Origin of the sequence: Pararhodobacter zhoushanensis (assembly GCF_003990445.1) — a bacterium.
GTDB classification, from domain to species: Bacteria; Pseudomonadota; Alphaproteobacteria; order Rhodobacterales; family Rhodobacteraceae; genus Pararhodobacter; species Pararhodobacter zhoushanensis.
The window spans coordinates 101,523-123,692 of sequence record NZ_REEZ01000004.1 but is presented as its reverse complement, the minus strand read 5'-3'; the positions used below and the strand labels follow the sequence as shown (position 1 = coordinate 123,692).

Annotated in this window: 28 protein-coding genes; 9 read left to right on the top strand and 19 right to left on the bottom strand. The window is 65.4% G+C overall.

The features are described from left to right. Positions 1-45 precede the first annotated feature (45 nt). The gene (locus EAE28_RS11395; RefSeq protein ID WP_164736617.1) at positions 46-1,230 is read left to right on the top strand and encodes an alpha/beta hydrolase; all 1,185 of its coding nucleotides are present in this window, start codon (positions 46-48) and stop codon (positions 1,228-1,230) included. A 3-nt stretch (positions 1,231-1,233) separates the two neighbouring features. Here the strand turns inward: EAE28_RS11395 and EAE28_RS11390 are convergent, their stop codons facing one another. Both EAE28_RS11390 and EAE28_RS11385 read right to left on the bottom strand, forming a co-directional pair. Continuing rightward, positions 1,234-1,860 (bottom strand): Smr/MutS family protein, encoded by a 627-nt coding sequence (locus EAE28_RS11390; RefSeq protein ID WP_127106283.1) that lies wholly within the window; start codon positions 1,858-1,860, stop codon positions 1,234-1,236. Positions 1,861-1,881: 21 nt separating this feature from the next. Then, the gene (locus tag EAE28_RS11385) at positions 1,882-2,547 is read right to left on the bottom strand and encodes a Tim44/TimA family putative adaptor protein (RefSeq protein ID WP_127106281.1); all 666 of its coding nucleotides are present in this window, start codon (positions 2,545-2,547) and stop codon (positions 1,882-1,884) included. A gap of 102 nt (positions 2,548-2,649) precedes the next feature. Here EAE28_RS11385 and EAE28_RS11380 point away from each other — a divergent pair, with 102 nt between their 5' ends. From EAE28_RS11380 to EAE28_RS11365, 4 genes are all read left to right on the top strand, one after another. After that, positions 2,650-3,105, top strand: coding sequence for an FxsA family protein (locus tag EAE28_RS11380; protein WP_164736616.1), 456 nt, complete (start codon positions 2,650-2,652; stop codon positions 3,103-3,105). Positions 3,106-3,173: 68 nt separating this feature from the next. After that, positions 3,174-3,710: a protein-export chaperone SecB gene (secB, locus tag EAE28_RS11375; protein WP_127106277.1), complete on the top strand. Its 537-nt coding sequence runs from the start codon at positions 3,174-3,176 to the stop codon at positions 3,708-3,710. 380 nt (positions 3,711-4,090) lie between these two features. Beyond that, positions 4,091-4,462 (top strand): hypothetical protein, encoded by a 372-nt coding sequence (locus tag EAE28_RS11370; RefSeq protein ID WP_127106275.1) that lies wholly within the window; start codon positions 4,091-4,093, stop codon positions 4,460-4,462. A gap of 63 nt (positions 4,463-4,525) precedes the next feature. Further along, positions 4,526-5,125: an HD domain-containing protein gene (locus tag EAE28_RS11365; protein ID WP_127106273.1), complete on the top strand. Its 600-nt coding sequence runs from the start codon at positions 4,526-4,528 to the stop codon at positions 5,123-5,125. A gap of 219 nt (positions 5,126-5,344) precedes the next feature. Here the strand turns inward: EAE28_RS11365 and fghA are convergent, their stop codons facing one another. The 3 genes from fghA to smpB all read right to left on the bottom strand — a co-directional run bounded on the left by fghA (position 5,345) and on the right by smpB (position 7,839). Then, complete coding sequence (gene fghA / locus EAE28_RS11360; protein ID WP_127106271.1) at positions 5,345-6,178, bottom strand: S-formylglutathione hydrolase; 834 nt, start codon at positions 6,176-6,178, stop codon at positions 5,345-5,347. Continuing rightward, the gene (locus EAE28_RS11355) at positions 6,178-7,287 is read right to left on the bottom strand and encodes an S-(hydroxymethyl)glutathione dehydrogenase/class III alcohol dehydrogenase (RefSeq protein WP_127106269.1); all 1,110 of its coding nucleotides are present in this window, start codon (positions 7,285-7,287) and stop codon (positions 6,178-6,180) included. Before EAE28_RS11355 ends, fghA begins: the two co-directional genes overlap by 1 nt. A gap of 75 nt (positions 7,288-7,362) precedes the next feature. After that, positions 7,363-7,839, bottom strand: coding sequence for an SsrA-binding protein SmpB (gene smpB / locus EAE28_RS11350; RefSeq protein WP_127106267.1), 477 nt, complete (start codon positions 7,837-7,839; stop codon positions 7,363-7,365). Positions 7,840-7,924: 85 nt separating this feature from the next. Here smpB and EAE28_RS11345 point away from each other — a divergent pair, with 85 nt between their 5' ends. The 4 genes from EAE28_RS11345 (at position 7,925) to EAE28_RS11330 (ending at position 10,094) form a co-directional block, all read left to right on the top strand. Continuing rightward, positions 7,925-8,311 carry an I78 family peptidase inhibitor gene (locus EAE28_RS11345; protein ID WP_127106265.1) on the top strand — a complete coding sequence of 129 codons (387 nt, stop codon included), beginning with the start codon at positions 7,925-7,927 and terminating at the stop codon, positions 8,309-8,311. 247 nt (positions 8,312-8,558) lie between these two features. Continuing rightward, positions 8,559-8,897 carry a DUF2794 domain-containing protein gene (locus EAE28_RS11340; RefSeq protein WP_127106263.1) on the top strand — a complete coding sequence of 113 codons (339 nt, stop codon included), beginning with the start codon at positions 8,559-8,561 and terminating at the stop codon, positions 8,895-8,897. A 74-nt stretch (positions 8,898-8,971) separates the two neighbouring features. Beyond that, positions 8,972-9,328: a YigZ family protein gene (locus EAE28_RS11335; RefSeq protein WP_127106261.1), complete on the top strand. Its 357-nt coding sequence runs from the start codon at positions 8,972-8,974 to the stop codon at positions 9,326-9,328. Between the two features lie 115 nt (positions 9,329-9,443). Next, positions 9,444-10,094 carry a pseudouridine synthase gene (locus EAE28_RS11330; RefSeq protein WP_127106259.1) on the top strand — a complete coding sequence of 217 codons (651 nt, stop codon included), beginning with the start codon at positions 9,444-9,446 and terminating at the stop codon, positions 10,092-10,094. 3 nt (positions 10,095-10,097) lie between these two features. On the opposite strand, the gene EAE28_RS11325 is transcribed toward EAE28_RS11330, so the two are convergent. From EAE28_RS11325 to EAE28_RS11260, 14 genes are all read right to left on the bottom strand, one after another. Continuing rightward, on the bottom strand, positions 10,098-10,562 hold the full coding sequence (locus EAE28_RS11325) for a PTS sugar transporter subunit IIA (protein ID WP_127106257.1): 465 nt from the start codon (positions 10,560-10,562) through the stop codon (positions 10,098-10,100). 70 nt (positions 10,563-10,632) lie between these two features. Then, a complete protein-coding gene (gene hpf / locus EAE28_RS11320; RefSeq protein WP_127106255.1) occupies positions 10,633-11,199 on the bottom strand; it encodes a ribosome hibernation-promoting factor, HPF/YfiA family in 567 nt (188 codons plus the stop codon). Positions 11,200-11,280: 81 nt separating this feature from the next. Continuing rightward, a complete protein-coding gene (locus EAE28_RS11315) occupies positions 11,281-12,549 on the bottom strand; it encodes an RNA polymerase factor sigma-54 (RefSeq protein WP_127106253.1) in 1,269 nt (422 codons plus the stop codon). 24 nt (positions 12,550-12,573) lie between these two features. Next, on the bottom strand, positions 12,574-13,314 hold the full coding sequence (gene lptB / locus EAE28_RS11310; protein ID WP_127106251.1) for an LPS export ABC transporter ATP-binding protein: 741 nt from the start codon (positions 13,312-13,314) through the stop codon (positions 12,574-12,576). Positions 13,315-13,320: 6 nt separating this feature from the next. Beyond that, complete coding sequence (locus tag EAE28_RS11305; RefSeq protein ID WP_127106249.1) at positions 13,321-13,818, bottom strand: LptA/OstA family protein; 498 nt, start codon at positions 13,816-13,818, stop codon at positions 13,321-13,323. Positions 13,819-13,828: 10 nt separating this feature from the next. After that, entirely contained in the window at positions 13,829-14,446 is a 618-nt protein-coding gene (locus tag EAE28_RS11300; RefSeq protein WP_127106247.1) for a hypothetical protein, read from the bottom strand. A 7-nt stretch (positions 14,447-14,453) separates the two neighbouring features. Then, positions 14,454-15,065 (bottom strand): ribonuclease D, encoded by a 612-nt coding sequence (locus tag EAE28_RS11295; protein ID WP_127106245.1) that lies wholly within the window; start codon positions 15,063-15,065, stop codon positions 14,454-14,456. 107 nt (positions 15,066-15,172) lie between these two features. Further along, positions 15,173-15,769 (bottom strand): pentapeptide repeat-containing protein, encoded by a 597-nt coding sequence (locus EAE28_RS11290; RefSeq protein WP_127106243.1) that lies wholly within the window; start codon positions 15,767-15,769, stop codon positions 15,173-15,175. Beyond that, a complete protein-coding gene (locus EAE28_RS11285) occupies positions 15,769-16,215 on the bottom strand; it encodes a flavodoxin domain-containing protein (protein ID WP_127106241.1) in 447 nt (148 codons plus the stop codon). The genes EAE28_RS11290 and EAE28_RS11285 overlap by 1 nt, the downstream gene beginning before the upstream one ends. Beyond that, positions 16,215-17,405 (bottom strand): FAD-dependent oxidoreductase, encoded by a 1,191-nt coding sequence (locus EAE28_RS11280; RefSeq protein ID WP_127106239.1) that lies wholly within the window; start codon positions 17,403-17,405, stop codon positions 16,215-16,217. Before EAE28_RS11280 ends, EAE28_RS11285 begins: the two co-directional genes overlap by 1 nt. A 1-nt stretch (position 17,406) precedes the next feature. Next, positions 17,407-18,897, bottom strand: a complete 1,491-nt coding sequence (locus EAE28_RS11275) for an aldehyde dehydrogenase (RefSeq protein ID WP_127106237.1) — start codon at positions 18,895-18,897, stop codon at positions 17,407-17,409. Then, positions 18,894-19,685, bottom strand: a complete 792-nt coding sequence (locus EAE28_RS11270; RefSeq protein ID WP_127106235.1) for an aspartate dehydrogenase — start codon at positions 19,683-19,685, stop codon at positions 18,894-18,896. Before EAE28_RS11270 ends, EAE28_RS11275 begins: the two co-directional genes overlap by 4 nt. A gap of 4 nt (positions 19,686-19,689) precedes the next feature. Beyond that, positions 19,690-21,363 (bottom strand): thiamine pyrophosphate-binding protein, encoded by a 1,674-nt coding sequence (locus EAE28_RS11265; RefSeq protein ID WP_127106233.1) that lies wholly within the window; start codon positions 21,361-21,363, stop codon positions 19,690-19,692. An 18-nt stretch (positions 21,364-21,381) separates the two neighbouring features. After that, positions 21,382-22,170 carry an SDR family oxidoreductase gene (locus EAE28_RS11260; protein WP_127106231.1) on the bottom strand — a complete coding sequence of 263 codons (789 nt, stop codon included), beginning with the start codon at positions 22,168-22,170 and terminating at the stop codon, positions 21,382-21,384.

Sequence of the window (22,170 nt, the reverse complement as noted above, 5' to 3'; positions counted from 1 at the left end):
GGGGTCGTGTATCAACACGGGGCACCCGAGCCGGACAGATACCCCATGCGCCTGTTTCTCTTTGCATCCCTCATACTGCTCGCCGCCTGCGCCGTGCGCGAAGAGGTCGACTTCGTGCAAGGCCCGGCCGAGGGGACGGTCAGGCAAGATGTGCTGGTCGGTACCACGCGCGGGGCGGACCCGACGCAGCCGGTGCCCGGCTGGAGCCGCTCGCCCGAGGTGACCTATGGGCGGTATGTGGTGTCAATTCCGCCGGACCGCGAACCCGGTGCGATCCCGCGTCAGCGCCCGCGTTCGCAGGCTGATCCGCAGCGGCACTTCATGCTCGCCGGGACCGAGGCGCTGAACGCCCCCGGTTTCGTCCGCGCCCTGCGCGCCGAGCTGGCCGAACAGCCGTCGGCCCAACGCGAGGCCGTGGTGTTCGTGCATGGCTTCAACACCGCCTTTATCGAAGGCGTCTACCGAACCGCACAGCTGGATTACGATCTGCACATTCCAGGCGTGATGCTGCATTACTCGTGGCCGTCGCTGGGTGCTCCGCTGGCCTATGCGCATGACCGCGACAGCGCGCTGTTTGCGCGCGACGGGTTGATCGACATGCTGCATCAGGTGCGCGCCGCGGGGCCGCGCCGCATCATCCTGATCGGCCATTCGATGGGCGCGCATCTGACGATGGAGGTGCTGCGACAGCTGGCCCTGACCCGTGATCCGGCGATGGCGGCAATCGGCGGGGTGATCCTGATTTCGCCCGATATCGACGTGGAGCTGTTTCGCCAGCAGGTCCGCGCGATCGGTCCGTTGCCCGAGACCTTCATGATCGTCACCTCGCAGCGCGACCGGGTTCTGACCCTGTCCGCCAGCCTGACCGGCGAGCGGTCGCGGCTGGGCAACCTGTCGAGCGCCGAGGACGTGGCCGGACTGGGCGTCACCCTGGTCGATGTCAGTGCCTTTGGCACCGGGGCGGGCCATTTCACCGCCGGGTCGTCGCCTGCGCTGATCGGGCTCTTTGCGCAGATGAACGCGTTCAATCTGGCGCTGGGGCAGGAAACCTCGGGTTCGGTTCCGCTGCTGCCGGCAACGATCCTGACCCTGCAGAACACCACCGAGATCATCCTGAACCCGCTGAGCGGCGAAACCCGGCGCGGAGGCCGTGCGGTCTTGCCGTGGTGGATGCGGCGGCTGGTGACCGGCGACGAGACGCTGGCCGAGACGGACGGATCGTCGCGCTGACGCTCAGCGACGTTTGCGCAGATAGACGTAATAGGCGCCGCTGCCGCCGTGGCTGCGGTGTGACTCGCGCAGTTCCATGACCATCGGCCCCAGTGGAGCCGAGCGCAGCCAGTGCGGGACCTCGTGTTTCAGCACCCCGGCGCGTACCGGCATCGGCGCGACGTGATCCTCGCCCTTTTTGCGGCCCTTGCCGGTGATGACCAGCACCAGCCGCAACCCGCGCTGATGCGCCGACAGGATAAACCCGATCAGCGCGCCATGCGCCTGCGCCACGGTCATGCCGTGCAGGTCGATGCGCGCCTCGGGCTCCATCTTGCCGCGCGTCATGGTGCGGTGCAGGTTGCGGTCCATGCGCACAGGCTCTCGCGCCAGTCGCTCGCTGACGGTTTCGGCAAGGTCCAGTTTGATGGTGGGGGTCGGGGTGCTGATGCCGGGGCGCTTGATCACCTGCGGCATGGGCAGCGGCCGGCTGGCGCCAACCGGGCGGGAAGGTTCGGGGAAGGCGGGCTTGGCGTCAGGGACCGGGCTCGCGCGCGTCTCGGGCGCAGGTTCCGGTCGCATCTGACGCGCGCTACGCGCCACGCGCTGCCACAGCTCACGCTCGTCGTCTGTCAGGCGGCGGCGAGCCATGCGCGGGCCTCGCTGTCGGGATCAGTCGTCGGTGGCGACAAGCCGCCAGTTCGGGTTGTCCGAGCCCATGACACGGGCAAAGGTCCAGGTGTCGCGTTCCTGCTTCACGGTGTTCGCGTCACCTTCAACGATCTTGCCTTCACGGTCGCGCACCACGCTGGTCAGCTCACCGATAAAGCGCACGCTGACTTCGGCTTCGCGCGTGTCGGGGTTGAACCGGGCGCTCGACAGCGTAATCTCGCGCACGCCGACAAAGGTCGCCTCGACTTGCAGACCCTCGCGTTCGCGCAGCTGCACAACCTCGTCGAAGCTTTCGAACACGTCACGGGACAGGAACGGCACCAGATCGTCCATCGAGCCGCGCTCGAACCCCATGAGGATCATCTCATAAGCCCCGCGCGCACCGCCCAGAAACTCGGTCACGTTAAAGTCAGGCTCGATCCGCTTCATTGCCGCTAGCGCGACAGCGGTTTCCGAACCCGCCGGGGCGTGGTCGGTGATATCGTGATCCTCGCCCCCTTCGATGACCTCAAAGCCGGCACGCTGACGCGCAGGCGACGCAGCGCCCGGGATCGGCGCAGCCGGGCGTTCATGCCCGTCGCGCGTGCCCAGCACATTGCGCAGCTTCACAATGAGGAAAATCGCAATGCCAGCGAGAACCAGAAGTTGTATCACAGCGGAATCCATAATGTCCTCGGGCAGACGGCGGCCTTGGTTTCAAACGAGTGTTGCTTATGTAGGGTGCGTTGTCGCCTAAGTCCACCATCACGCCGAAAGGGAAATCGCCTCGTGCCCATCTTGCTGCTGTTCATCGCTCTGCCGTTGATCGAAATCGCGCTTTTCATTGCCATCGGCGGTCAGATCGGGGTCGGTGCGACACTTGCGCTCATCTTGTTGTCCGCACTGCTGGGCGCGTCCATCCTGCGCGGCCAGCAGGCCCGCGCGGTGGCGATGATGCAGGGCGGTCTGCGGATAGAGCCGGGCACGTTTCTGGCGCAGGGGGCGTTTCGCGCCTTTGCCGGGTTGTTGCTGATCCTGCCGGGTTTTCTGACCGATGTTGTGGGGCTTGCCCTGCTGATCCCGGCCCTGCAACGCGCCGTGGTGCGCGCGATCGGGGCCAGAGCAACCGTGTCAACGGCGCATGTGTACCGCAACGATGACGTGGTTGAGGGCGAGTTTACCGTGCGCGAACCCGGTCGCGAGCCGCTGGACCCTGATCGCCGGATCGACGACCAGCGCCATTGAGGCGCAGGGTTTCACCTGCTAGAACCCGTCGCAACCAACACAAGACTTAGCGAAAACAGGAGAGTTTCATGGCCGAGAATGGCAACGGCGCCGCGCCGCAACCGGCTGCGCCGAACGGGGCGCAGAATGGCGCCCAACCGCAGGTGAAGTTTCAGGTTCTGGCGCAATTCGTGCGCGACCTGTCGTTCGAGAACGTGATCGTGCGCGGCAATGGCGTGCTGCCTCCGGGTCAGCCCGACATCCAGGTGCAGGTCAGCCTCGACGCAAAAAAGCGTGAAACCGACGGGCATTACGAGGTGATCTCGAAGTACAAGGTCGAGTCGAAGAACAAGGAAACCGGTCAGACCCTGTATCTGATCGAGCTGGAATACGGCGGCATCTTCCTGATCGACGGGCTTCCCGCCGACCAGCTGCACCCGTTCCTGCTGATCGAATGCCCGCGCATCGTGTTCCCCTTCGCGCGCCGCATCATCTCGGACGCAACCCGTGACGGCGGCTTCCCGCCGCTGAACCTGGACATGATCGATTTCATGGGCATGTACCGCCAGCAGCTGCAACGTCAGCAAGGCCAGGCTGGCCAGCCGGGCGCGCCGCTGGCTTCCTGATCGGTTGTTGCGCATCAGATTTGACGGCCGGACCCTCGGGTCCGGCCGTTTGCATTTGCGGATTGTTAAGAATTTCGTGGCAGAGTCGGCGGCAGGGAAACAGTTCTGACCGGCAAGGGGTGTTGGACGTGGCCAGCATGCATCCGCCTGACCTTGATCAACCCGCGCCCGCGCGGATATCGCGGCAGGATCGCCAGACGCGGGTAGGCATCCTGCGCAATCTCAACCCCGTGCCGCGCCCACCGGCGCGTCGCCCTGCCTTGACGGGGCGCTGGCCTTGCTTGCGCAGCGCGCGCCGCAAGGCGGCAGCGACTGTGTCGGATGTGGTGCCGCGTCCTGACGTCGCTGAAAAACCGGCCCCTGCAGAAACACACAACGCCGTGGATCGCAGCCCCGACGGGCGGGTGCGACGCATCGACATCGACGGACTGATGGCCTCGGTCGATGGGGTGGGCACGGATCCGCCGGTTCGGGTGGCCTATGCGGCCACCATGCGCGCGGATGGCGAAAGCGCCCCTGACGTGCCCAAAAGGCGCAGACCGCCCTCGATCTTGTCCGCAGAAGCCTGGGCCGATGATGCGGATGAAGATGACGACCCCCTCGCCATCGCATTCGAGGCGGCCAAACACGCGCCCGATGCGCAACCCGCTCCGCCGGCTCGGCGATCACGCACCGGCCTGTGGATTGCGCTGATCGGCCTGGTTGTGGCGCTCGCCATCGCTGTTCTTGTTCCCGGTTGGACCACCGTTTGAGTCGCCTTTACCCCTTGGGCCGCATTCGCTATCTGCGAACTGGCGCCACAGACGGGGATAGCGATGAAACAGCCACGGGCCTGGCAACGGATGCTCTCGGGGCGCAGGCTGGATCTGCTCGACCCCACACCGATGGACATCGAGCTGGAAGACATCGCGCATGGGCTGGCCTTTGTCGCGCGATGGAACGGGCAGACGACGGGTGACTGGCCCTACTCCGTGGCCGAACATTCGCTGCTGGTGGAAACGCTTGCCGGTCGACTGGACCCCCGCTTCAAGCCGCGCTGGCGCCTGGCCGCCTTGCTGCATGACGCGCCGGAATACGTCATCGGCGATATGATCTCGCCGGTCAAAGCGGCAGTCGGGCCCAGCTATGGCGCCTTGGACACGCGGCTGACCGCTGCGATCCATTTGCGATTTGGCTTGCCAGCGATCCTGCCCAAATCCGTGAAAACGCTGATTAAAAAGGCCGATACGCTCAGCGCCTGGCTGGAAGCGACGCAGATCGCGGGCTTCACCCGGGCAGAAGCTGACCGTTTCTTTGGGCGCCCCACGCCTGAGATCGTCGGTATCACCATCACGCCGCGCCCCCCGCGCGAGGTGCGCGCTGACTATATCGCGCGGCACGCACAGCTTTTGGCCGAAATCGACGCGCAAGCGTGACAGGCAAAGCGAGGGGCTCCTCGCCCCTCGCGCTCCCCCGCCAAAGGAGGCGCACGCGCCCCCTTTGGAAACCCCCGTGGATATTTGATGCATAAAGTTGGGCTTTAACGGTCCGTGAACCCTGCAACTTTATGCCTTAAATATCCTGGGGGGTGAATTCGGCGGCAGCCGAAGAGGGGGGCAACGCCCCCCTGATCCGTGCCACCACGGCGCGAAACCTCAACCGTTCAGATGCTGCGCGTGCCAGGCGATCTGAGCGGGCAGAACGCTGGAGATGAAGTAGTACGAGTGATCGTAGCCTTCATGCATCGTCAGCTCCAGCGGTTGGCCGGCAGCGTCACAGGCTGCCTTCAGCCGCTCGGGCATCAGCTGGTTCTCCAGAAACCCGTCCGCCGCGCCCTGATCCACCTTCAGCGCCGGCAGCCGGGCGCCCGCATCGATCAGGCGGCAGGCGTCGTATTCGGCCCAGGTTGCCCGGTCGTCGCCCAGATACAGCCCCAACGCCTTGTGCCCCCAAGGGCAGTCGCTGGGCGCGCAGATCGGGGCGATGGCGCTGACCGAGCGGAAGCGTTCCGGGTTGCGCAACCCGATGGTCAGCGCGCCATGCCCGCCCATCGAGTGCCCGGTAATCCCCTGCCGCGACACGTCGACCGGGAAGTGCTGCGCCACCAGCGCGGGCAGTTCCGTCTCGATATAGCTGCGCATGCGGTAGTTCGCGGCCCAGGGGGCTTGCGTCGCATCGACATAGAACCCGGCACCGAGGCCAAAGTCATAGGCGCCCTCGGCATCATCCGGCACGCCCTCGCCGCGTGGCGAGGTGTCGGGGGCGATCAGGATCACCCCGTGTTCCGCGCAGGCCGCGCGGAACTCGCCCTTTTCAGTGACATTCGCCCAGGAGCAGGTCAGCCCCGACAGGAACCAGACCACGGGCATCGGCCCCTCGCCATCGGGCAGGAAGATCGAGAACTCCATCGGCGTGCCGGTCTCGGCGCTGTCATGGCGCCAGACTTCCTGCCAGCCGCCATGCGAACGCCAGCGGTTGATGCGTTCCATCAGAACACCACGACCGAGCGGATCGATTCGCCGGCGTGCATCAGCTCGAACCCCTTGTTGATCTCTTCCAGCGACAGCGTGTGGGTGATCATCGGGTCGATTTCGATCTTCTTGTTCATGTACCAGTCGACGATTTTCGGCACATCCGTGCGCCCGCGCGCGCCACCGAAGGCCGAACCTTGCCAGACGCGCCCGGTAACCAATTGGAACGGCCGGGTAGAGATTTCTTTCCCCGCCTCGGCCACGCCGATCACGGTCGAGACGCCCCAGCCACGGTGGCAGGCCTCAAGCGCCTGACGCATCACGGTGGTGTTGCCGGTGCAGTCGAAGGTGTAATCCGCGCCACCGTCGGTCAGCGCGACCAGATGGCTGACGATGTCGCCGTCGATCTTGGTGGGGTTCACGAAATGGGTCATGCCGAACATCTTGCCCCACTGCGCTTTGTCGTCATTGATATCGACGCCGATGATCTTGTCGGCCCCGACCATCCGCGCGCCCTGAATGACGTTCAGGCCAATGCCGCCCAGACCGAAGACCACGACATTCGCGCCGGGCTCGACCTTGGCTGAGTTGATCACGGCACCCACGCCGGTGGTCACGCCGCAGCCAATGTAGCAGGCCTTGTCGAAGGGCGCGTCGTCGCGGATCTTGGCGACCGCGATCTCGGGCAGGACGGTGAAGTTGGAGAAGGTCGAGCAGCCCATGTAGTGATAGATCGGCTGACCCTTGTAGCTGAAACGCGTGGTGCCGTCGGGCATCACGCCCTTGCCCTGCGTGGCGCGGATCGCGGTGCAAAGGTTGGTCTTGCCGCTCAGGCAGCTTTTGCACTGGCGGCATTCGGGGGTGTAGAGCGGGATCACGTGGTCGCCCGGCTTCACCGATGTGACGCCCGCGCCGACTTCGCGCACGATACCGGCACCCTCATGGCCCAGCACCGACGGGAAGATTCCCTCGCTATCCAGACCGTCCAGCGTGTAGGCGTCGGTGTGGCAGATGCCGGTCGCCATGATCTCGACCAGGACTTCGCCCGCCTTGGGGCCTTCCAGATCAAGTTCAACGATTTCGAGCGGTTTCTTCGCCTCAAAGGCAACGGCGGCGCGGGTTTTCATCGGTAAGCTCCAGGTCAGAACGTTTGCGCCAATTTGCCCGTCGGGCAGTCTGGATGCAATCGGTAACCCGAAGTGTCAGCCGTGCTCTTTGAGCAACCGGCGCTTCTGGCGGTCCCAGTCGCGCTTGGCCGAGGTCTCGCGTTTGTCGGTCAGCTTCTTGCCTTTGCCGACGCCGATCTTGATCTTCACGCGGCCTTTGTCGTTGAAGTACATGACCATCGGCACCAGCGTCATGCCGTCTTTCGCGGTTGCCGCCCACAGACGGGACAGCTCTTTTCGGCTGACCAGCAGCTTGCGTTTGCGGCGTTCTTCATGGCCCCAGGTCTTTGCCTGCAGGTAAGGCGCGATGGCCGAGTTGATCAGCCACAGCTCGCCGTTTTCGACGGTGGCATAGCTTTCGGCGATGTTGGCACCGCCCTGGCGCAGCGATTTCACTTCCGACCCGTACAGGACGATTCCGCATTCGAGATCGTTCTCGATGAAGTAATCGAAGCGGGCACGCCGGTTCTCGGCGATCACTTTGCTGTTGGGATCGTGCTTTTTCTGGGCCATTCTCGCGATCTATTGGTTTGATTAGAGCCTGTCCAGTGGTGGCGCTGTTTCGCGCTGCCCACCTACCCAGGAGGAATGTCCGTTTATGAGACCCATCCTAGCCCTTGCAGGCATCGTGTTGCTCGCAGCGTGCGAGCCGATGCCACCGATGTCATCGGGCCCGTATTACCGGCCCGCCCCGCCGATGGAGCCAGTTGTGCCCGAAGCGCCGCCGATGTCTCCCCCCATGGCCCAGCCGCCGCGCGTTACACCGCCGGTCGCGCCGATCAGCACGGACCCGTCGGATACCTGTGGCGCGAACAGTTTGCAGCATTTTGTCGGCAGCGTCGCGCCGCAACCTTTCCCGGCCCCCGGACCGGTGCGGGTTATCGGTCAGGGCGACCCGGTGACGATGGACCACAACCCACAACGCCTGAACGTGACGGTTGATCGCGAAACGCGTCGGCGCGTGGTGTCGCTTAGCTGCGGATAAGCTGTCAGCCGCAATAAAGCCGGACCGGGTGCCTTGCAGCACCCGGTCCTTCGCTTTGCCGGGGTTTGCTCCCGTCGGGTGGGGGCCCAACGAGGCCCGGAACGGTCATGCGATGGCGTGGAGTATCGAGCAGGATCATGGCGATTCGCGGGCAGAACGGGGCAAAGACGGTGGGAAGTCCGAAAATTTTGCCGCAACGCCGGTGTAAGGCTTGATTTATCGACGGGCGAGAGACACGATTTTTCTCATGAATGTGCAAAATTTCGGCTCTGCGCCGTCTTACACCGAGCAGGTGAGTTATGATCGGTTCGAGCTGGGTCAGATCCTCTCGGTCTATGGCCGGTTCGTTGCAGCCGGTGAGTGGCGCGACTACGGCATTTCGGCGCTGCGCGACCGGGCTGTGTTCTGCATCTTTCGGCGTGCCGCCGAAAACCCGCTCTATCGCGTCGAAAAGATTCCGGCCCTGCGCCAGCGCCAGCAGCTCTATGCGCTGATCGGGGCAGAGGGACAGGTGCTGAAACGCGGCAGCACGCTGCGCAGCGTTCTGGCCCCGCTAGAGCGCAAACTCATCCGTACGCTGGACTGATCGGCGCGGCGCTTCCCATGGATAGCGCCGCGCACAGGCTTGCCCCTGTTGTTGCCGCGGCCTAAGCCTGAAGCATGCGTATCCTTGAGAATGTCATCAGCGACCGCGGGTCGAAATATGCGGTTTCGGGCGGGCCTTGCACCAGTGAGGATGACGCGAAGGCGTTCATCAAGGAGCTGTGCCGCAAGAAGAAATTCGCCAAGGCAACGCATAACACCTGGGCCTTGCTGACCGCCGACGCACCGGTGAAAAACGACGACGGCGAGGCCGGGGCGGGCATGTTGATCGTGCGCATGCTCGAGCGCGAGGGGCTGCGCGACCATATCATCGTGGTCACCCGCTGGTATGGGGGCAAACATCTGGGCGGCGATCGTTTCCGCCATGTGCAAGACGCAGTGCGCCTGTATCTGGACGACTTGGGCCGATCGTGAACGCGAACTTCGGCGCGTGTCCCGGAAAGGTGTTGAGCCGGGTGAGCGGATCGAAGAGCACTGCCACCAGCAGTTCCGCTGGACTGACCCTGCGCACAGGTCTATCCGCAAGGGTATGAGTGAATTCATCTATGCCCCGCCGCCGGGAGCCCCGCGTATCCTGCATCTGGATGACGATCTGCTGGTGGCGGACAAGGACTCTGGTCTGCTGTCTGTCCCCGGTCGGGGTGAGGATCGGGCGGATTGCCTGATTGCGCGCCTGCGGGAAGAGTATCCCGAAGTGCTGCTCGTGCATCGGCTGGATCTGGACACCTCGGGCGTGATCATCTTTGCGTTGACGCAGCAGGCGCAGGCGCATCTGGGTCGCCAGTTCGAAGAGCGCAAGACGCAGAAGCGCTATATCGCCCGCGTGCAGGGTCACCCCGAAGAGCAAAAAGGCCAGGTTGATCTGCCGCTGGGCGTAGACTGGCCCAACCGCCCGCGCCAGATGGTCGATACGGTGAACGGGCGGCCGTCACAGACCGACTGGCGTGTCCTGCGCCATGAGGGCGACACCACGCGCATGGCGTTGAAGCCGCTGACCGGGCGCAGCCACCAGCTGCGCGTTCATATGCTGGCGATGGGGCACCCTATTCTGGGCGATCCGCTCTATGCGACGGGTGCTGCGCTGGACTACCCGCGCCTGATGCTGCATGCCGAAGAGCTGCGGCTGCGTCACCCGCGCACGGGGGCGCAGATGACCTTTCGGTCAACCGCGCCGTTCTAGGCCTCAGGCGGCCTTGCTGTCGGCGGTTTCCGTCAGGATGGCGAACAATTTGTCGGGGTCTTCGTTGGCGCGCAGCTTGGCGCAAACCGACGCGTCGCGCAGCGTGCGCGAGACCAGCGCCAGCGCCTTGAGATGCTCAACCCCGGCATCGCGGGGCGCGAACAGCGCAAACACCAGATCGACCGGCGCGCGGTCAACCGAGCCATAGTCGAGCGGGCGGTCCAGACGGATGAAGATCCCGCGCACGCGTTCGATGCTGTCGATACGGGCGTGGGGCAGGGCGACACCATGTCCAACCCCGGTCGGGCCAAGGCTTTCACGTTCCTGCAGCGCGTCGATGGCGATCGATTCATCGATCCCATGGGCGGCCGCAGCGATTTCAGCGAGATCCTGGAACAGGCGTTTCTTGCTTTTCACAGCGTTGCAGACCCGGATTGCCCCGGGCGTCAACAGATCAGCCAATTCCATGCAGTGCTCCTGCTCCGTCTTCGCGATAGGTCTGGCCCCCCGCGCGCGCTGCGCAGGGGGCCGAACCGAATTATTGCGGGTCAATCCAGCCGACATTCCCATCTTCGCGTCGGTAGACCACATTGATCCCCCCGTGACGCTCGTTGCGGAACACCAGGACTGGTGAATGGGCAAGCTCCATCTGCATCACCGCTTCACCGGCCGAGATCGATGGAATACGCGCTTCCATCTCGGCGATGATCATGGGTTGCAGAGTATCGGGCTCATCCGCATCCGACCCTTCGTCAGAAGCGAGGATATACGAGGAACCCTCACCGAATTCAACCGGGGCAACCCGATCGCGGTGGTGGTCCTTCAGACGCCGCTTGTAACGGCGCAACTGCTTGTCCATGCGCTCGCAACAGGCATCAAAGGCAGCGTAGATGTCGTTGGCCTGACCCTTGGCCTGGGCCGTGAGCCCGGTCGACAAGTGCACGGTTGATTCGCAGACATGGGTGTGGCCTTCACGGGAAAACACGATATTCGCGTCGGTCGGCCGCTGGGAGTATTTCTCCATCACGTTGCCCAGTTCGCTTTTCACATGCGACTGGAGCGCCTCGCCAACATCGATCTGTTTTCCACTGATCTGGTACCGCATGGGCCTCTCCTTCTTACGACGGACACCCCTGAGCCAACACGGCACCGGGCGTTTCCGCCAGCTCGGCCTGTCGTTGCGTACTCATCCCCCGCGTTTAGAAGCGGCCAGTCTGCGCCGCGTCGAGGACGGGGGAATTCGCAGGCCTTGTCTGTATTTGGCGACAGTTCTACGGGCGATGTCAACGCCTCGATCATGCAACATTCTAGTGATCGCATCGTCCGACAGCGGCTTGGCTGCGGGCTCGGCGGCGATCAGCTCGGCGATCTGACGCTGCACCGCGCGGGCCGACACCGGGCCGCCGGCGCTTTGCAGCGTGGCCGAGAAGAAAATGCTCAGCGGCCAGAGCCTTCCGTCCACGTCAATCGCCTTGCCAGCAAGGGCGCGGCTGACCGTCGACGGATGCAGGCCCAGTTCGGCGGCCAGATCCTGTTGTGTGGCGGGAACCATCGCCAGCGGTCCGTGATCAAAGAACCCGGCCTGCGTTTGCGCCAGCCATGTCCCGATCCGTCCCAGCGTCTTGCCGCGCTGCTCCAGTGCCGCCAGCATCGCGCGGGCACGGGCCAGCAGCTCGGGTGCGAAGTTTTCGGTCTCGGCCTTGCGCACCATGGCGTGATCGAGCGCCGCCACCGGGCGATTCGAATCAACCGGCACAACGCTGATCTCACCCGCTTTGCGCAGCAGTTTCAGGTCGGGCGACAGGATGGTTGCCGCGTCCCGGCCATCATCATGGATCGGATGCGCCGTGAGACTGCGCAACAGGTCGGCGCGGTCCCGCGCCTCGCTTTGCGACAGGCCCAGGGCGGTGGCGATACTCTTCCAGTCCTGACGGGCAAAGGCGGCAAGCTGCCCGACCGTCGTCGCCGCCTGATCGGCACTCAGCCCCTTGTCGATCAGTTGCAGGGACAGCGCCTCACCCACCGTGCGCGCGCCGATACCGGCTGGCTCGCAGCGTTGCAGCGCGGTGAGGGCCTCGGCCAGTTCGTCCTCGTCCAGCGCGTATTCCTCGGCCAGCGTGGCAAGGTCGGTGTCCAGCAACCCGTCTGGCCCCAGCTCCGAGATCAGCAAGAGCGCCATCGCTGCGATGCGTTCGGGCAGCGCCATACGCCCGATCTGGCGGCGCAGGTCGTCCTGAAAGGGTGCGGCGTGCGCGGTCTGGCGGTCTTCGACCGACAAGGTCACCGCCTGCCCGGCGCTACGGCTTTCGACCAGCAGGAACGGATTGCGCCCGGCTTCGCGCGCCAGTTCGTCGGCCAGTTCGGACGGCGACATGCGCAGGATGGCCAGCCGGGTGCGCAGCTCGGGCGTCAGGGCGAGGCGCTGCTCAAGCCGCAGCTCAAGCCGCGGGCTCATCCCCACGGGCTGTGCCCCCGGATCTTAGCGGAAGCTGTCACCCAGATAGACGCGGCGCACGTCATCATTGGCCACCACCTCTTCGGGTGTGCCGGTCATCAGCACGGTCCCGTCGTGAAGGATATAGGCCCTGTCCACGATCTCAAGCGTTTCGCGCACGTTGTGATCGGTGATCAGCACGCCGATACCCCGTGCGGTCAGATCGCCGACCAACGCGCGGATGTCGCCCACCGCAATGGGGTCAACGCCGGCAAACGGTTCATCGAGCAGCACGAAGGCCGGGTTCGAGGCCAGACAGCGCGCGATCTCGGCCCGCCGCCGTTCGCCGCCCGACAGGGCCAGCGCCGGGGATTTGCGCAGGCCTTCAATGTGGAATTCGGACAGAAGCTCTTCCAGCCGGGCCTCACGGGTGCCGCGATCAGGCTCGGCGATTTCCAGAATGGCCTTGATATTGTCTTCGACCGACAACCCGCGAAAGATCGACATCTCTTGCGGCAGATAGCCGATACCCATGCGCGCACGGCGGTACATCGGCCAGCCGGTCACGTCGATACCGTCGATGCTGACGCGCCCGCCGTCCGCCGGGACCAGCCCGGCGACGCAGTAAAAGCACGTCGTCTTGCCCGAGCCATTCGGCCCCAGCAGCGCGACAACCTCGCCGCGGCGCAGGTCCAGATCAATGCCTTTGAGGATCGGGCGACGCTTGTAACTTTTGCGCAGCCCCTGGATGCGCAGGCCGTCGGCCAGCGGTTCGGCAGAACTCATAAGGTGTCATTCCATCCGGATGATGGTGCGCACACGGCCCATCATGCGACCCGAGCCCGAGCGCAGATCGGCAACAAAGCGTTCACCCGACAGCATGTTGGCACCCTGCACCAGCATCACGCTGCCGGTCATTTCCAGCGTTTGCGCGTCCATGTCGTAGACCGCTTCGCGGGCTTCCAGCGCTTCGGTCGGCGTGGCCATCGTCACCCCGCCAGAGGCCACCAGCCGAGCGATCCGCTGGCTGCCGGTCTGCGTGTCCTGAGTATACACCAGCCGAAGTGATTGAGCCGAAATATGCAGGTCGCCCTGTTCGGCCACAACATTGCCGGTGAATTCGGTGGCCCCGGTCGTCTGGTCGACGGTGAGATCGTCCGCCGTCACTTCCAGCGCGGTCCCTTCCAGTTGGAGGGACTGACCAAAGCTGATCTGCACCCCCTGCTGCGCCAGCACGGGAGAGGCGGCGAACAGCGACACGATGATCAGGCGGAGCAAGAGACGCGGCATTTGAGAGTCCTCAATTGTCAGGCTGATAGTTCAACCGCACACCGCCCCCGAAAACAAGCAGATAACCCGTACCATCCCCGGAATCGACCCGCATCTCCATGGAACCGGCGGTAATCTCGCCCGCCGGAGCGGTGCCGCTGACCCTGCCGGGAATGGTGACACGGGTGGAATCCAGCAGACCGACCATGCTTTGTGCCGTCAGATCGTAGCCGGGCGTCGCGGTCAGTTCCAGCCCGCCGGTCATGTCAAAGGTGCCGCGCCCCCGGTCAATGGTGCCGTTGGTCGCGCTGGCGGTCAGGTTTTCACCGTCGCGCCCCTCAAGCCGCAGGTGCAGCCCGGTGACCTCAAGCCGCATCGTGGCGTTAGGGTCCGAGCGGGCGGTCTGGGTGATGATGGTCAGCGCCGCGCCATCGTCGGTGACCCCGGCGAAATGGGCACCCGACAGGCGCGGATCGCGGGCGCGGTCCTCGACGTCGATCTCGGCGTTCGAGATGGCGGCGGTCGGGTCGATCGTGCGGGCCAGCATGAACACCAGCGACAACAGGATCAGCGCGGTCAGCGGCAGCACCACCTTCAGGATGCCCACCACCCTGCTGTGTCCCGGTCGGCCGATGCTTTGCTCGCTCATCGCCATATCAGTGCGAGAAGATGTCCATGTCGGGCCAGCCCATCAGGTCCAGCTTGGCGCGGTGCGGCAGGAAATCGAAGCACGCCTGCGCGACCTCGGTGCGACCCTCGCGTTTCAGCATGACCTCAAGCCCGGCCTTCAGCTTGTGCAGGTACAGCACATCCGAGGCCGCATAATCGCGCTGCGCCGGGGTGATCTTTTCCGCCCCCCAGTCGCTGGACTGCTGCAGTTTCGAGATGTCGACGTTCAGCAGTTCCGTCAGCAGGTTCTTCAGCCCGTGCCGGTCGGTATAGGTGCGCACCAGTTTCGAGGCGATCTTGGTGCACCAGACGGGCGCGGCCAGCACGCCGAAGCGGTGGTACATCACCGCGATATCGAAGCGGCCATAGTGGAACAGCTTGAGCACCGTCGGATCGGCCAGCAGCTTTGTCAGGTTTGGCGCTTCGGTCTGATCCTGGCTGATCTGCACCAGACAGGCGTTGCCGTCGCCGCCCGACAGCTGCACCAGACACAGCCGGTCGCGGTGCGGGTTCAGACCCATGGTTTCGCAGTCGATGGCCACCACGGGGCCAAGATCCAGACCATCGGGCAGATCGTTCTGGTAGAGGGTAATGGCCATGATGTCCTCGGGCTTTGTCGCGTGCGGTTGAGGCTCCAATACCGGGCCAAGGCCCTGTTGAACAGGGTCAAACCCGTGAAACGCTGCGTGCCGGGGGCCGTTTTCCTTCAGTAAAACGTGTAGCCGAAGGCCATGCCAAAGGCGCGGTCGGACAGTTTGGCATTGCCGATCCGCGCGCCGCGCAGCCAGAGGCGGCCATGCACCTCGGTGCCTGACAGGTCAGCGTCGGCGGGCAGGAGGGTGTCCTGCGCCCACAGCCCCCCCAGAAACTCGGTTCCCACCAGCGTGGTCGGGCCGTCAAAGCGCGCCTCGGCCAGATCGGCGTTGCCGTAGCAGATCGCGGCGGACAGGTCGGCGCGCTGCGCGAAGCGGGCGGCGCGGAACCCGGCGGTGCCGCGGAACTCGGCGTGATCAAAGCGGGCGGGGCCGTCGATCCGCACCCGGTCAAAGCGCGCATCATTGGTGAACAGCGCGCCCGAGAAATCGGCGCTGGCAAAGGTCGCGCCGGTGAACCAGCTCAGCCCCTCGAACACCGCGCCTGCGGCCAGCACGCCGCCGTCAAACCGCGCGCCGGTGAAATCGACGCCGCACAGCGTCAGCCCGCGCAGGTCCAGCGGCTCGGTCAGGGTCAGCCCTGCCAGCTCCAGCGCCTCGCCGTGTTTCCACGGGCGTTGCAGCGCGTCGCGGACCTGTGCGGACTGCATCACGCGTCCGCCTGTGCGAGGATGTCATCGACCCACGGCAGGGCCAGATCATCGGCCATATCGTCGCCCGAGGCATTATGCGTCACGCGCTCGCCCACCAGCTCGGCCCCGGCCCCGGCCAGCAGCTCTTCCATCCGCTTGCCGCCGAAGTTGTAGGTCTCAGGATATTCGCTGTCGCCCATGCCAAAGACGGCAAAGCGGATCCCGTCGAGCGAGGGTTTCTGCGCCTCCATCTTCTCGGCAAAGGGCTGGGCCGAGGCGGGCAGCTCGCCGTCGCCATAGGTCGAGCAGACGACGATATAGAATGTGTCCGTGTCGAAATCGGCAGGGTCGAAATCCGACAGGTTGGTCACGCTGGCGTCGTGGTCCGACAGGTGCGCGGCGATGTCTTCGGCCAGCATTTCAGCGTTGCCGGTTTCGGTGCCGTAGAGAAGGGCGATCTGCATCAGAGGTCTCCTGTCTGGCGCGCGGTCGCCAGCATCTGTTCGGTGGTGGTCAGCTTTTGGCGGCAGCGGTCGGCGGGGCAGGCGGCGCGCTCGGCGGCGTCGATAGCCTGCCATTGGGCATAGGTCACGGCTTGCGGGACGCGCGCGCTCAGCGCATCGCGGCCCGGTTTGGTGGTCGCGGTCCCGGCGAGGTCAGCGGCGATCCGCGCCGCAACCTGCTGCGCATCGGCGCGGTTTTCGGGGATCGTGCCGCGCGGTCCCCGGCGATACCAGCCAGTCGCATAAAGTCCGGGGCTGACCGCGCCCGCGTCGTCGGTGGCGGGCGTGTCGCCAGTGAAGCCGATGGCGGTGAGCACGGTATCGCAGGGCAGGGTCAGCTGCTCATCCCCCCGCCGGAAACGCGCGGCGGTGACATGGTCAGTGCCGTCCAGCGCCTCAGGCGTCCAGCCGAAGCGAAAGGCGATCTCGCGCGTCGCCCCCTCGGGTGCGTGGCCGTCGATGCCTTGCAGCGCCTCGATCAGTTTGCCCTCACCTTCAGCACCCTGAACCGAAATACGCGCCTGCGTCAGCCGCCCCAGTTCGCGCAGCATCACCGGGTCGAACTTGGCCTGATCGGCGGGCGAGCGGCCCACGACGTCGATCCGCTCGACCCCCGCCGCCATCAGCGCCTGCGTATGGGCCAGCGACAGGTCCGAGCCGTGGAATTCTTCCGGCCCCTTGGCCAGCACGCGGATCAGATCGACGGCGACATTGCCGTTGCCGATCACCACCACCCGCTTGCCGATCTGCGCAGGCTCCACACCCGGCATATCGTTCCACGCGCCCGTCACCTGACCCGAGCCATAGACCCCGGCCAGCCCCTCACCCGGAATGCCCAGACAGCGATCCGTGCGCAGGCCAAAGGCCATGACCACGGCGTCATACATCCCGGTCAGGTCATCCAGCGCGATGTCGGAACCGACCCTGACATTGCCGAAAAACCGCACATCGCTGCGCTCGAACAGCCGCTCGAACTGGCGGATCACTGCCTTGGTGCCTTGATGGTCCGCCGCCACACCGTAGCGGATCAACCCATAGGGAACCGGCAGCGCGTCGATCATGTCGATGCGCGCGTCGGGCAGCGCCTTGACCAGCGCCTGCGCGGTAAAGCAGCCCGACGGGCCGGTCCCAAGGATTGCAATCGACACCATCTCAGCCCTCCTGCAGGCGTGCCCAGGGGTGCGGGCGGCCCGTCAAATCCACATACAGCGACTTTTGCGCCATATAGGCGCGGATCCCCTCGCGTCCCTTTTCACGCCCCATACCAGCATCCTTTTCCCCGCCAAAGGGCGTCGAGATCGAGAATTGCTTGTAGGTGTTGATCCAGACCGTCCCCGTGGTGATCGCCCGCGCGACGCGGTACGCGCGGGGGAAATCGCGCGTCCAGAGGCCGCAGGCAAGCCCATAATCGTTGTCATTGCCCTGTGCGATCACGTCCGCCTCATCGTCAAAGGGCAGGACGACCAGCACGGGGCCGAACACTTCCTCGCGGCAGATGCGGTCGGTGTTGGTCACATTCGACAGGATCGTGGGCATGTAATAGCTGCCCGTGTCGTAAATCCCGCCCTCGGGCGCAAAGCCACCGCAGAGCACCGTCGCGCCGTCTTCCACCGCCTGCGCGACATGCGCAGCGACGGCAGAGCGGTGGTCAGGATGCACCAGCGGCGCGACCTGAGTCGCCGGGTCCAGCGGATCGCCAACGACCAGCGCCTTGGTCGCGGCGACCAGCCGGGTGACGAACTGGTCATAGATCGCCCGCTGCACGAACAGGCGTGAGCCGGCGATACAGCTCTGGCCCGAAGACGAGAACACCCCGAACAGGATCCCGGCCACGGCCAGCTCCTGATCGGCATCCGAGAACACGATGGTGGGCGATTTGCCGCCCAACTCAAGCGACACGGGCATCAGCTTTTCGGCGGCCTGCCGGGCCAGCGTGCGGCCGGTCGAGGTGCCGCCGGTGAAGCTGACCTTGGCGATCGAGGGATGCTCGACCAGCAGATTGCCGATCTCACGCCCCGCGCCGGGCAGGACCGAGAACAGGCCCTTGGGCAGGCCGGCCTCTTCCACGATGCGCGCCAGCTCCAGCGAGACCAGCGGCGACCAGCTGGCGGGTTTCAGAAGCACCGCGTTGCCCGCCGCCAGCGCCGGCGCGACCTTTTGCGCGTCCGAGGCGATGGGCGAATTCCACGGCGTGATCGCGGCGACCAGACCCAGCGGCTCGTGTACCGACATCGTCAGGTAATCGCCGCGCGGGCTGGTCAGGCTGTCGTCAAGCGTCTCTAACGCTGCCGCCATGTAGCGGAACGTCGCCGCCGCGCTGGCCACCAGCGCCGAGGTTTCGCGCAGCGTCTTTCCAGTGTCGCGGGTCTGGATAAAGGCGATGCGCTGGGCGTTGGCGTCGATACCGTCCGCGATGCGGTGCAGATAGCGCGCACGCTCATGCGGTTTCAGGCCGCGCCACGCCGGGTCTGCCTGCGCCTTGAGTGCCCGCGCAATCGCCCGCTCGCCATCGGCACGGCTGGCCCCTTTGAGTACGCGGTTGACCGAACCATCGGCGGGAAAGATCGAGGTGATCTCGGCCCCGGTGCCGATCTCCCATTCGCCGCCGATGAACAGCCGCCCGTCGGGCAAATCATGGGTCATATCGCCACCTCATTCAGCCGGTTCATCACTTCACGCGCCACCGAATACACCGTGGCGAGCGAGGTCTTGGGGTTGTCGGGCGAGGGTTTCCCCTCAATCCGCATGGTGTAATCCGCCGCCCCGGAGGTCACGCGGTATTCATGGATGTTCTGGCCCACCGTGGGGTCGGCCACCATCCGCACCTGCGTAGCCTCGAACCCCAGACCCGCCAGCGCCAGCGTCGCGGCGACATTGGCGTTCTTGGGGTATTGCAGCGCAGCCTCGCGCGCGGTGCCGGTGAAGAAGGTCGCCGGTTCGGTCAGCGCGGGCAGGTCGAGCAGACCCTCGGCGGGTGTGCCTTTCCACGCCAGCGGCGGCTTGCGTGAGGTATAGATGACCGACGTGATCCCCGACGGTTTCAGCGCCGCCAACAGATCCACCCCGCCGATTGCCCCGGCAGGCAGCACGATCCGCGTGTGTCCAGCCTTGGCCGCCGCACGCACCGTGTCGTGCAGATCGGCATCCGCCAGCGCGCCAATCGACACCACAACGCACTCGATCCCGGCCTTGAGCGCAGACACCACGGTTCCCGCCACCGCCGAATGCCCGGCGCATTCCACGATCAGATCGGGGCGCGCGGCCAGCAGGGCGTCGGTGTCGGTGACCACCTCAAACCCCGCCGCGCGCGCCGCGTCAGCCTGTGCGGGGCGCAGCAGGACGGTGACGCGCGCAGGCATCGCTCCCTCACGCGCCAGCACGTCGAGCAGCGCGCGGGTGATGTTGCCGTATCCGATCAGGCCCAGATGCATCCGCTCAGACCTTGTTTCCGGCAGCGCCTGCGGGCGGGCCCGAGAAGGTCTCGCCAAACGGACCGATGGCGATCATGTCCACTTCGATCAGGCGCGGGCCGGGGGCAGCAAGCGCGGCATCCAGCGTCGCAGCGAAGTCGTTCACATCCGAAACGAGGGTATGCGGCAGGTTGATCGAGGCGCAATGCGCCTTGAAATCAGGGGTTTGCAGCGCCGAATAGTGATAGCGACTGTCGTATTGCGCGTCCTGGATGTTCTTGATCACGCCATACGCCTGATCGTTCATCAGCAGGAATACCACCGGCGCGTTTTCCTGTACGGCGGTGATCATCTCGGCGATGCCCAGCTGCGTGCCGCCGTCACCCAGAAGCGTGATCGCCTTGGGCCCGTCGCTGGCCAGCGCCGCGCCGACCCCCATGGCCACGCCCTGACCGATGCCGCCGCCCAGCGCGTGAACGCCGTGACGCGGCTCGGCAAAGCCGACGTAGCGGTTGCCGAAGGTCGAGTTCGAGATCGTCACATCACGCACCCACGCATGGCGACCGGGCGCGACACGCTCCAGCAACGCATCGGCAACCACCTGATACGGCCCCATCTGCGCGCGCAGACGCCCCTCAGCTGTGGCGCGGGCGGTGGCGACGTCGAAGCTCAGTTGCGGATCGACGTCCAGTTTCTCGGGCAACAGCGCCAGCAAGCGGCGCAGCGTGTCGGCGGAATCACCATGCACGAACAGCTCGACCGGGTAGTTGCGGCCACCCTGTGAGGCCTCGGCGTCGATCTGCGCCAGCGGGCGCGGCAGGCGCATCGCGTTGTTCAGCGTCTCGTTGCCGCGCAGGCGCGAGCCGACGACGATCATCAGATCGGACGAGGCATAGAGTGCCTGCGCCTCGGGCGTCATGTTGAACGCACCCAGATTGGCCGGATTCTGTTCGGACACCGTGGCGCGCCCGTTGGTCGAGGTGACCACGGCGCAGCCACGCCGCACCAGTTCGGTCGCCTCGGCGCTGGCGTGGCGCGCGCCGCCGCCCAGCCACAGGATCGGGCGCTTGGCTTCGATCAGCAAGGCAGCGAGTGCGGCCACGGCGTCGTCGCTCGCTTGCGGCCGCTGGGGTTGCGGCTTGAAAATGCGGGTCGCCCCGGCGGCCTTGGCGCGTTGCACATCGACCGGGATTTCCAGCGTCACCGGGCCGGTGGGCGCGCTGATCGCCGCCGAAACCGCAGCGGTCAGGGTGCCAATGGCGGAATCGGCGCTCCACAGGCGGTAATAGGCCTTTGAGATGCCCTTGAGCATATCCGGCTGGCGCGGCACGTCATGGATCGGCGCGCGGTCGCGGTCGGCAAAGCCCAGATCGACGGTGGCGGTGATGTGCAACAGCGGCGTGCCTGCCGTCAGCGCCTCGACCTGCGCGCCAGCGGCATTGCCCGCAGCGGTCCCGGTCGAGGTGATCACCACGCCCATCTCGCCCGATACCCGCGCCCAGGCATCCGCCATGCTCATCGCGCCGGATTCGCCGCGTGCGGGCACAAAGCGGATGACGCCCTGCCGTGCTATCGCGTCCAGAATCGGCATGTTGTGGATCGAGATCACGCCGAACATCGTGGTCACGCCGATCTCGGCCAGATAGCGCGCGATGAAGTCGCCAACGGTTTCCGTCTGGGCAATGGGTTCGAGTTTCATGTCCATGATCCTTGGCAATCAAATATGGCGCGACAGGCCGCCCGAGACTTCAAGCTGAGCCCCGGTGATGTAACTGGCGGCCCGAGAGCCGAGGAAAGCAATGGCGGCAGCGGCTTCGCTGGCGTCGCCCAGGCGGCCCAAGGGGATGCCCTTGTTGCGCGCGAGATCGGCGTACCAGACCTCGCGGCTGACGGATTGGTCGGGGCGCTCGGCAAAGCGGCGGGTCCATTGGCCCGAGCCGATCAGTCCGATCAGCACCGAATTAACGCGCACATGCGGGGCGAACTCGATGCTCAGCGATTTCAGCAGGCTCTGCACACCGGCACGGGCCGATGCGGTGCAGACCATGTGTTTCTCAGGCTGGTAGGCCAGCAGCGAGTTGACCGCGACGATGGCTCCGTTGGACGCCTTGAGCATCGGCAGAAAGGCGCGGGTCGGGTTGATCTGGCTGAACAGCTTAAGGTCATATTCCGCGCGCCAGTCGTCGTCCGAGGTGGTCTCGAACGTGCTGACCCGTCCTTGGCCTGCGTTGTTCACCAAGAGGTCGCAGGTGCCGAACCGGGCCTGAACCGCCGCCGCAAAGCCGTTGACGGCCTCGGCATCGAGCACCGAGAACGCCTGCCACAGAATGCGGTCCGCGCCGAAATCGCGTTCCAGCACGGCGGCGACATCAGCCAGACGCCCCTCGCCGCGCGCACAGAAGGCCACTTTCGCGCCCTGTTCCAGCAGCAGCCGCACCGCGGCCAGCCCGATCCCCGAGGAACCGCCGGTAACGACGGCAACCTGTCCTTCATACGGTTTGGTCAT

What these genes read in the sequence shown, in the direction of transcription:
- lptB (WP_127106251.1), bottom strand. Translation starts at nt 13,314, where the DNA reads ATGAGTTCTGCCGAACCGCTGGCCGACGGCCTGCGCATCCAGGGGCTG.
- EAE28_RS11340 (WP_127106263.1), top strand. Translation starts at nt 8,559, where the DNA reads ATGAATGTGCAAAATTTCGGCTCTGCGCCGTCTTACACCGAGCAGGTG.
- EAE28_RS11395 (WP_164736617.1), top strand. Translation starts at nt 46, where the DNA reads ATGCGCCTGTTTCTCTTTGCATCCCTCATACTGCTCGCCGCCTGCGCC.
- EAE28_RS11280 (WP_127106239.1), bottom strand. Translation starts at nt 17,405, where the DNA reads ATGGTGTCGATTGCAATCCTTGGGACCGGCCCGTCGGGCTGCTTTACC.
- EAE28_RS11305 (WP_127106249.1), bottom strand. Translation starts at nt 13,818, where the DNA reads ATGCCGCGTCTCTTGCTCCGCCTGATCATCGTGTCGCTGTTCGCCGCC.
- smpB (WP_127106267.1), bottom strand. Translation starts at nt 7,839, where the DNA reads ATGGCCCAGAAAAAGCACGATCCCAACAGCAAAGTGATCGCCGAGAAC.
- hpf (WP_127106255.1), bottom strand. Translation starts at nt 11,199, where the DNA reads ATGCGGTACCAGATCAGTGGAAAACAGATCGATGTTGGCGAGGCGCTC.
- EAE28_RS11345 (WP_127106265.1), top strand. Translation starts at nt 7,925, where the DNA reads ATGAGACCCATCCTAGCCCTTGCAGGCATCGTGTTGCTCGCAGCGTGC.
- secB (WP_127106277.1), top strand. Translation starts at nt 3,174, where the DNA reads ATGGCCGAGAATGGCAACGGCGCCGCGCCGCAACCGGCTGCGCCGAAC.
- EAE28_RS11295 (WP_127106245.1), bottom strand. Translation starts at nt 15,065, where the DNA reads ATGGCCATTACCCTCTACCAGAACGATCTGCCCGATGGTCTGGATCTT.
- EAE28_RS11285 (WP_127106241.1), bottom strand. Translation starts at nt 16,215, where the DNA reads ATGCAGATCGCCCTTCTCTACGGCACCGAAACCGGCAACGCTGAAATG.
- EAE28_RS11390 (WP_127106283.1), bottom strand. Translation starts at nt 1,860, where the DNA reads ATGGCTCGCCGCCGCCTGACAGACGACGAGCGTGAGCTGTGGCAGCGC.
- EAE28_RS11265 (WP_127106233.1), bottom strand. Translation starts at nt 21,363, where the DNA reads ATGAAACTCGAACCCATTGCCCAGACGGAAACCGTTGGCGACTTCATC.
- EAE28_RS11335 (WP_127106261.1), top strand. Translation starts at nt 8,972, where the DNA reads ATGCGTATCCTTGAGAATGTCATCAGCGACCGCGGGTCGAAATATGCG.
- EAE28_RS11260 (WP_127106231.1), bottom strand. Translation starts at nt 22,170, where the DNA reads ATGACCAAACCGTATGAAGGACAGGTTGCCGTCGTTACCGGCGGTTCC.
- EAE28_RS11300 (WP_127106247.1), bottom strand. Translation starts at nt 14,446, where the DNA reads ATGAGCGAGCAAAGCATCGGCCGACCGGGACACAGCAGGGTGGTGGGC.
- EAE28_RS11365 (WP_127106273.1), top strand. Translation starts at nt 4,526, where the DNA reads ATGAAACAGCCACGGGCCTGGCAACGGATGCTCTCGGGGCGCAGGCTG.
- fghA (WP_127106271.1), bottom strand. Translation starts at nt 6,178, where the DNA reads ATGGAACGCATCAACCGCTGGCGTTCGCATGGCGGCTGGCAGGAAGTC.
- EAE28_RS11270 (WP_127106235.1), bottom strand. Translation starts at nt 19,685, where the DNA reads ATGCATCTGGGCCTGATCGGATACGGCAACATCACCCGCGCGCTGCTC.
- EAE28_RS11330 (WP_127106259.1), top strand. Translation starts at nt 9,444, where the DNA reads ATGAGTGAATTCATCTATGCCCCGCCGCCGGGAGCCCCGCGTATCCTG.
- EAE28_RS11275 (WP_127106237.1), bottom strand. Translation starts at nt 18,897, where the DNA reads ATGACCCATGATTTGCCCGACGGGCGGCTGTTCATCGGCGGCGAATGG.
- EAE28_RS11355 (WP_127106269.1), bottom strand. Translation starts at nt 7,287, where the DNA reads ATGAAAACCCGCGCCGCCGTTGCCTTTGAGGCGAAGAAACCGCTCGAA.
- EAE28_RS11325 (WP_127106257.1), bottom strand. Translation starts at nt 10,562, where the DNA reads ATGGAATTGGCTGATCTGTTGACGCCCGGGGCAATCCGGGTCTGCAAC.
- EAE28_RS11290 (WP_127106243.1), bottom strand. Translation starts at nt 15,769, where the DNA reads ATGCAGTCCGCACAGGTCCGCGACGCGCTGCAACGCCCGTGGAAACAC.
- EAE28_RS11385 (WP_127106281.1), bottom strand. Translation starts at nt 2,547, where the DNA reads ATGGATTCCGCTGTGATACAACTTCTGGTTCTCGCTGGCATTGCGATT.
- EAE28_RS11315 (WP_127106253.1), bottom strand. Translation starts at nt 12,549, where the DNA reads ATGAGCCCGCGGCTTGAGCTGCGGCTTGAGCAGCGCCTCGCCCTGACG.